This is a genomic window from Arthrobacter sp. S2(2024), from assembly GCF_036662515.1.
Lineage (GTDB): Bacteria > Actinomycetota > Actinomycetes > Actinomycetales > Micrococcaceae > Arthrobacter.
The window spans coordinates 182,014-190,028 of record NZ_JAYKZI010000007.1 but is presented as its reverse complement, the minus strand read 5'-3'; the positions used below and the strand labels follow the sequence as shown (position 1 = coordinate 190,028).

General features: G+C 65.9%; 6 protein-coding genes. 1 reads left to right on the top strand and 5 read right to left on the bottom strand.

Annotation, left to right across the window (positions count from 1 at the left end):
* Positions 1-102: 102 nt before the first annotated feature.
* Positions 103-294: a YegP family protein gene (locus VLA65_RS15435; protein WP_059389468.1), complete on the bottom strand. Its 192-nt coding sequence runs from the start codon at positions 292-294 to the stop codon at positions 103-105.
* A 202-nt stretch (positions 295-496) separates the two neighbouring features.
* On the opposite strand from VLA65_RS15435, the gene nboR reads away from it, so the two are divergent.
* Positions 497-1,126: a nicotine blue oxidoreductase gene (gene nboR / locus VLA65_RS15430; protein ID WP_332603013.1), complete on the top strand. Its 630-nt coding sequence runs from the start codon at positions 497-499 to the stop codon at positions 1,124-1,126.
* A 67-nt stretch (positions 1,127-1,193) separates the two neighbouring features.
* Here the strand turns inward: nboR and VLA65_RS15425 are convergent, their stop codons facing one another.
* The 4 genes from VLA65_RS15425 to VLA65_RS15410 all read right to left on the bottom strand — a co-directional run bounded on the left by VLA65_RS15425 (position 1,194) and on the right by VLA65_RS15410 (position 8,012).
* Positions 1,194-4,028 (bottom strand): molybdopterin-dependent oxidoreductase, encoded by a 2,835-nt coding sequence (locus VLA65_RS15425; protein WP_332603012.1) that lies wholly within the window; start codon positions 4,026-4,028, stop codon positions 1,194-1,196.
* Between the two features lie 2 nt (positions 4,029-4,030).
* Entirely contained in the window at positions 4,031-4,969 is a 939-nt protein-coding gene (locus tag VLA65_RS15420) for an FAD binding domain-containing protein (protein ID WP_332603011.1), read from the bottom strand.
* Complete coding sequence (locus VLA65_RS15415) at positions 4,960-6,150, bottom strand: XdhC family protein (protein ID WP_332603010.1); 1,191 nt, start codon at positions 6,148-6,150, stop codon at positions 4,960-4,962. The genes VLA65_RS15420 and VLA65_RS15415 overlap by 10 nt, the downstream gene beginning before the upstream one ends.
* Before the next feature lie 290 nt (positions 6,151-6,440).
* Positions 6,441-8,012, bottom strand: a complete 1,572-nt coding sequence (locus tag VLA65_RS15410; protein ID WP_370872234.1) for an NCS2 family permease — start codon at positions 8,010-8,012, stop codon at positions 6,441-6,443.
* Positions 8,013-8,015: the final 3 nt, after the last annotated feature.

Genomic DNA, 8,015 nt, shown 5'->3' with positions numbered 1-8,015 from the left:
GACGTGACCGCCGGCACCACCGGCGGTTCGGGGGGCGACTCCTAAACAGCTTTAAAAAAGAATCGGCGGTAGTGCTCCTTGAGCACTACCGCCGATTTATTGCTACGCTCCGAGCGAGCGCCGATCCACCACGAATCCTGTGGCGGCATTCTCCCTGACTGCGTTGATACCGGCCACAAGGGCCGCAATATCCGGGAACTTGGGCGACACCGCCACTACCGTTCCATCATCGGCCTTCAACCGGAAACGGAACGATTGCTCCCCAGCTGCCAGAATTTCGAAAATGCCAGACATAAACCCTCTTTCCACCGCGGATGCGTCATTGCATCCCCTTCGATGACCACTGACTCTCGTGAAGTCCCTAAGAGAATATCGGCCATGGGAGTCTGCCAGAAGGCCTACCCATGGGTAATATTCAACCTTTTTCGGTAGACCTATATTGGAGTGCAAGGTGAACCTAGAGACCCCGCGAAGGCACATGGATAAGGTGAACCCCATGAACGATTCCAGCCCCGTAGCCACCACCGGTGTATTGTTGGCCGGCGGCGCAGGGACTCGCCTGGGACTCGGCCCCAAGGCGCTGCTGCCCTTCCGCGGCCGGACCTTGGTGGAAGTGCTCGCCAAGACATTGCTCGACGGCGGATGCCTCAAGGTAGTCGTAGTGCTCGGTGCCGGAGCCGAGCAGGTCCGTCGCGCTACGGAGCTGGACCAGTACCTCGTCGTCGACAACCCGGAGTGGGCGACCGGCATGGCCAGCTCGTTCCGCACCGGTATTGCGGCAGCTACACACGGCCACAATGTCATGGTGACTTTGGTGGACCAACCTGGGGTGACCCCCGCCGTCGTCGCCAGGCTGTTAGCAGCGCACCAAGCTGGCCGGGTGACCGCGGCGGGATACCCGGAAGCCGCCTTCGACGGTGGCCACACAACAAAGCTAAGGCGCGGCCACCCGTTGATCATCGACGTCGGCCTCCGCGCCGAGGTCGCGGAGTCCGCCGTCGGCGACGACGGGGCACGCCGTTTCCTCAAGGCGCACCCCGGACTGGTGGACGTCGTCGACTGCAGCGACCTCACCGACGGTGCCGACGTGGACACGAAGGACAAACTGCACCTCCTCCGCGACTAGCCCCCCATCGCGGCCCGGCCACCCAACTAACATGCAGTAGATGCCGTCATGAGGCTCGATAACGACGTTAAATGCGAGTCAGTTGGGTAGGGGTGGAGGCGGCGGCGTCCTTCAGCGCCAGGTAGATCTTGTCCCGGGCGATGGGGAGCGCCACGAACCTCACCCCGGTGGCGTTCCGGATGGCGTTGGCCAGCGCGGGTGCCACGGGATTGAACGGGCTCTCGCTCATGGACTTCGCACCGAGCGGCCCCATCTGGTCGTTCGTTTTCGCGAAATAGACCTCGCTGCGTGGCACGTCCGCGAAAGAGGGGATGTGGTATTGCCGCAGGATGTCGGTGGTGACCTTGCCTGCGTCGTTCACGCGGACTTCCTCATACAGCGCAACACCCAGCGCCTGGGCGATTCCGCCTTCCACCTGGCCTCGGCACTGCCGTGGATTGACCACGACGCCGGCATCGGCCGCCTGGACGCTCTGCAGGATCCTCAGTTCCCCCGTGCCGGTGTTCACGGCCACCCGGAATCCGTGGACGTTGAAGGCGACCGAACGCGGAGTTCCGCCCCAGCGCCCTTCGGTGGCGAGTTCCATGCCCTGCTGCTGTGCGGCGTCGTACACCTCGGTAAAGGGAACCACCCGCTCACCCCAACGCACCGCACCGTCCTCGAGCACGCAGTCCGCCTCCGGCACACCGGCGAACGCGGCCGCCACAGCCCGGATCCGGAGCGCGAGCTCCTGCGCCGCGAGCAAGGTTGCCTGCCCGGCCACGACGGTTCCAGCGGAGCCGAATGCGCCGGTATCGTGCTCCACGAGGTCCGTGTCGGACTGGCGCACGGCCACGTTCGACGCCGTCGTGGCCAGGGCGGTCGCCGCCAGTTGGGCGTGGACCGTGGTGGTGCCGTTGCCGAACTCGGCGGTCCCGACGGCGGCGTCGAACGTACCGTCCGGCAGGAGCCTGAGGCGCGTGTGGGCAAAGTGGCCGCGGGGCGGAACGGTGTCGATCATGGACAGCGCGGACCCGACGCCCGTGACCCACCCCGGGCCGAAGTTGTCGAGGCCGGCATCCCGGTAGCGTTTCTCGCCCCGCTCGAGGGCATCCCGGACCAGAGCCACACACTGGTCCAGTCCGTAGCTCCCGTAGTAAACGTCCTCTTCCGGTTCCGGGTTCGTGGAGAGCATGTGGTCCCCCGGCCGGACCATGTTCTTGAGCCGGAAGTCCAAGGGGTCCATGCCGATTCCGACGGCGAGCTCGTCGATGGCGGATTCGATCGCGAAGATCATTTGGCTCAGTCCGTAGCCACGGAAGGCGCCGGCCGGGACTGTGTTGGTGTAGACGGCCTGCGCATCCACTTTCTTGTTGGCACATTTGTAGACGGCCAGGGACTCGCCGCAACCGTGGAACATCACTCCGGGCGCGTGGTTTCCGTACGCGCCCGTGTTGGTGACCACGTCCAGCTGCATCGCCGTCAGCTGGCCGTCATTGCTCGCCCCTGCTTTGACCTTGATAGTGAAGGGGTGGCGCGTGGTGGTGGAGGTGAATTGCTCGGTGCGGGTGAATTCCACCTGCACCGGCCGGCGCAGCTTGAGTGCCGCCATGGCTACGAGGTCCTCGGTGAGCACTTCCTGCTTGCCGCCGAACCCGCCTCCCACGCGGCCTGCCACCACGCGGATGCGGTCTTCGGGAAGGTCGAACACGCGGGCAAGTGTTCGCCGGACCAGGAACGGGACCTGGCTGGAGGAACGCACCATGAGCCGGTCCTCCCCTGGATTGTCGGAGGGCTCCACCCACGCGATGGAACAGTGCGTTTCCATCGCGACGTGCTGGACCCTCTGGGTCTGGTAGGTGTTCTCGTGGATGAAGTCGGCCGCCGCGAATCCGGCTTCGACGTTCCCCAGCTCGGAATGGACCTCCGCCACGACGTTGTTCTGCGGGCGGGAAATCCGTGCCGTTTCCCCGTCTTTCTCCCCATGGATCGCGGGCGCACCCGGCAGCAACGCGTCCTGTGGCGAGAAGACAGCGTCCAGGAGTTCATATTCCACCTTGATGGCCCGGGCCCCGGCTTCCGCTGCGCCCACCGATTCGGCGACGACGGCGGCCACCCGCTGGCCGATGAAGCGCACTACGTTGTCGAGGACGCGGGTATCGTCGGGATCATCGGTGTAAAGCTCGTGCTGGGCTGTGGAGAACAACCGGCCCGGAGCGTCCTCATGCGTGAAAACCGCGACGACGCCGGGTACTTGGAGGGCCGCCGTCGTATCGATGGAAACAATCCGGGCATGCGCATGCGGCGAGCGCAGCAGCTTCAGATGCAGCAGGCCAGGGAGCTGTTCTGCCGGGACGTCGAGGGTGTAGCGGGCGGTGCCGGTGACGACGGCGCGCCCCGCCGGGGCGGGAACGTTGTCGCCGAGCTGACCTGAACCCTTTGATCCCGCGCCGGACTGCGACGCGGCGCCGCCGTCGGAGGTGTTTTGCCCGTCGCCGGCGTCACCGCACACTGCGTCCGCGATGGAGCGGTAACCCGTGCAGCGGCACAGGTTTCCCTTGAGGTTTCGGGGGAGGTTGGCTTTCTGTTCCTCGTCGAAGGTGGCGGCCGTCATCATCATGCCGGCCGTGCAGAAACCGCACTGGAAGCCCTGGTTATCGAGGAACTGTTGCTGCACCGGATGGAGCTCGCCCTCGCTGGAAAGCCCCTCGACGGTGGTGACCGAGTGCCCTTCGGCGCGGACGGCGGGGTAGATGCAACTGTGCACGGGTTTTCCGTCCACGTGGACGGTACAAGCGCCGCAGTCGCCGCCGTCGCACCCTTTCTTGACGCCGAAGTTGCCCTGTTCGCGCAGGAACGTCCGAAGGCACTGGCCCGGGCGTGGAGCGGCCTCGGTGGCTGTTCCGTTGATCTCGATTGCCATGCTCAGGCCTCCTTCTGTGCAGGTTGGGTGGATGGTTGCGGCGAGGTGGCGTGCGGCGGCCAGAAATCGCCCGAGACCGTGGGCGGTCCGGCCGGAACCGGATCAAGCAACTCCGTCCGGATCTCCTCCGCAAGGCGGAACGTCATGTCGCGGCGCCATTCCGGGAGCCCGTGGATGTCGTCGTGGTACAGCTCCGCAGGGATTGAATGCCCGACGGCGGCGGCCAGCCGCCCGGCGTCGGGAGCCTCCGCGGCGGCGAACCGCAGCTGCACGGGCCGTTTGGTCGCGGCGGTAACGGTGAGGACGAAGCCGCCATCGGCGTCGAGCCTTCCGATCAGCAGCACCCCGGATCGCCCGAGGTTGCTGAGGGAGAGCCGGCGGAAGGCGACCTTCGCAGCCAAGGCCGCCGCCGGGAGCTGGATGCTGCGCAGGAGCTCGCCTGGGGCCAGGCAGTTTTTCCCGTCCCCGGTGACGAATTCGGCGACTGGAACGGTACGGCTGCTGCCGTGGCGTCCGAGGATGGTGGCCCTCGCATCCAGGCCGGCGCACAGCGAAATCATGGGCCCGGCGGGGAGGGATGTGCACACATTACCGCCAACGGTGGACATGTTCCACACCTTGAACGAGGCTACGAAAGAGTCGCAGGACGGACGGAAAAGATCCAGTCCCGGCCAGTTCCGGCCAGCCACGGCGTCCGACACGGGCAGGGCGTAAAGCTCGGCGACGGTGCAGGTGGCGGCCAGTTCAATGCCTGCGTCGCCCACGGTGACGGCCGGCCAGCCCGCGTGCCCCAGATCGAGCAACCGTTTGAGCGGTTCTTCGCTGCCCACGGGGCTGCCGTAGGAGAACAGGACCGTGCCGCCGGCAAGCCAGGCGTCGCCCTCGCGCCACTGGCCTGGATCCGTGGTGGCAACCACGGACTCGATAGTGTTCATGTCCATGGGGTCACCTTGCTTTGTTCGGGGGTGTTGGTCTGATGGATCGGTCCTGCGCCGTCCTTGAGCGAACCCACGGCGGAGGCCGGGCGCGGCGAGCGGGACGCGAGGATTTCGGCGGTAATGGACACGGCCACTTCCGCGGGAGTCACGGCGCCGAGATCCAATCCGATCGGCGAATGCAGGCGTTCGAGGGCATCTGTCGGGATGCCGCAGGCAAGCAGTCCATCGATCCGCTGCCGGTGGCTGCGCCTGGAACCCATGGCTCCCACATAGGCGAGATCCAGATCGAGGGCTGTTTCCAGCAGGGGAATATCGAATTTGGGATCGTGGGTCAGCACGCACACCACCGTGCGGGAATCGATCCGGCCGGCGGCTGCTTCCGCGGCAAGGTAGCGGTGCGGCCAGTCCGTGACGAGGTGGTCGGCGCCGAGGAAACGGCCCTGGCTCGAAAAAGCGGGCCGCGCATCGCACAGAGTGACCTCGTAGCCCAGGAGTTTCCCGGCGGGGAGCAAGGCCGCGCCGAAGTCGTTGGCGCCAAAGATCAGCATGCGGGCCGCGGGCAAGCGGGTTTCCACGAACAGGGTGATGGGTTCGGCTTCCGGCACGGAACCTCCGCAGCCTTCGACCGGGGCGAGCCGCACCAGGCCAGCACGGCCTCCATGCAGAAGGGGTTCTAGCTGGGCCGCGGCCGCGCGGATCACGGCGTCATCCCCGCCAAGAAGGTCTGAAAGTTCCCGCGAACCAGCGGCGGAAAATCGCGCCGGATCAGGCACGACGACGGCGCCTCCCGGGGCGTCGAGCCTGCGGATGAGTGCCAGGGAAGAGCCTCCGGAAGCGGCATTCAACAAGGCCAAATCCAGGCCGGCGGGCCCGCTCGGCTGGATGTGGACTTCCAGCTCGCCGCCACACGTGAGCCCGACGGCAAACGCGTCCTCGGCGCTGTAGCCGAACGACTCAAGGCGGCTGCCGCCGTCGTGCATTGCTTGAAGGGCGGCTTCCACCACGGCGCCTTCCACGCAGCCTCCGGAGAGGCTGCCAAGGACGTCCCCGTGTTCGGAAACCAGCATGGACGTGCCGAGGGGCCGGGGGACCGAGCCTCCCGCGGCCACGATGGTGGCAACGGCGCATCGCTGCCCGGAGACCGCGGGCCGCCATGTGCCCAGCGAGGGCATCAATTCCAGCATGGCAACACCTCCTTTACCGAGGTCCCGGACCGGAAACCCGCCCGGGGCAGTGTGCGATCTTGCCTCATATTCTCATTCCTTGCGTCTGTACAGGAGAGCTTCGGGTAAACAGGCGACCCGTTGCGTGAAGAGGACCGGGGCGGGCCTCTCATTTCCCACCCCGGTCCTTAGCGGAGCGGCCGCACCTCACCGCCGCCCGCCGTCGTCGTCCGCATGATGCGGTTGGTGACGATCGGCGGACGCCTATTCATTGCGGTGATTTGCGGCCGGACCGCCGTCTCAACGGCCGGCTACGCTCCCATCAGCGCGCTGATCGGCCCGCGGGCGAAGTAGACCAAGAAGCCCACAGTCACCACCCACATGAGCGGATGGACCTTCCTGCCCTTACCCGAAGCCGCGTGGATCACGGCCCAGGAGATGAATCCGACGCCGATGCCGTTGGCGATGGAGTAGGTCAGCGGCATGGTGACGATGGTGAGGAAAGCGGGCAGGGCCACGGAGAACTTGGAGAACTTGATCTCGCGGATCTGTGCCATCATCATGGCTCCGACTACCACCAAGGCTGCGGCTGCGACCTCGAGCGGAACCACGCTGGTGAGCGGGGTCAGGAACATCGACCCCAGGAACAACAGCCCGGTGACTACCGACGCCAGGCCGGTGCGGGCGCCTTCGCCAATCCCGGCAGCGGAGTCGATGTACACGGTGTTGGACGAGCCCGACGTCGCGCCGCCGGCTACCGCGCCCAGGCCTTCGACGATGAAGGCCGACTTGAGCTTGGGGAACGTCCCGTCCTTGTAGGCCACGCCGGCGCTCTTGGCGAGGCCGGTCATGGTGCCCATGGCATCGAAGAAGTTGGTGAACACCAGGGTGAACACCAGCATCGTGGCGGCCAGGCCGCCGATCCGCGAGAACGAACCGAAGAGGTCGAAGTGGCCCACCAAGCTGAAGTCCGGGGCCGAAACCAACTGGCCGGACAGCACCGGAGTGTTGAGGTGCCAGCCACCGGGATTGGCTGCGCTGCCAGGCCCGATGTGCATGACGGCCTCGACGACGGCGGCGAGGATTGTGGTGGCGACGATTCCGATCAGGAGGCCGCCCTGGATCTTACGGGCCACAAGGATTCCCATGACCAGCAGACCGACAATGAAAACAAGGGTTGGTATTGAGGTGATGGAACCATCGTTGCCGAGCTGAACCGGCGGTCCGCCTTTGGTGGCGCGGACGAAGCCGGAATCGACGAAGCCGATGAAGGCGATGAACAGGCCGATGCCAACGGTGATGGCGGCCTTGAGTTCCTTGGGGACGGCCTTGAAGATCGCGGTCCGGGCACCTGTGACGCCGAACAGGACAATCAGGATGCCGTTGATGACCACCAGGCCCATGGCTTCCGGCCAGGTGACCTCATGGATCACGGCTACTGCCAGGAACGAGTTGATTCCCAGGCCCGCGGCGAGCCCGAACGGCAGGTTCGCGATCAGGCCGAAGAGGACCGTCATGACACCGGCGGTCAGGCCGGTGACTGCCCCCACCTGCGCCGCGGACAACCATCCGCCGGCCACATCCGTGGGTGCGTTCTGGGCTGAGAATCCGCCGAGGATCAGTGGGTTGAGGATAACGATGTAGGCCATCGTGAAGAACGTGACGATGCCGCCGCGGAATTCGCGGGCCAGCGTGGAGCCACGCTTGGTGATCTGGAAGAAACGATCCAGGAAGGAGTTCGACGCGGGGGGCCTGGGGCTGCTGCCCCGCTGTGCCAGTCCGGTTGCCGTGTGCTTTTCGCGTGCCTCTGTCTGCCCTGCGCCGGAAGGCGCAGCCTGCTTTTCAGTTGCCGTTCGCATTTCTGCGGGGTCCAGGATTGTCATTTC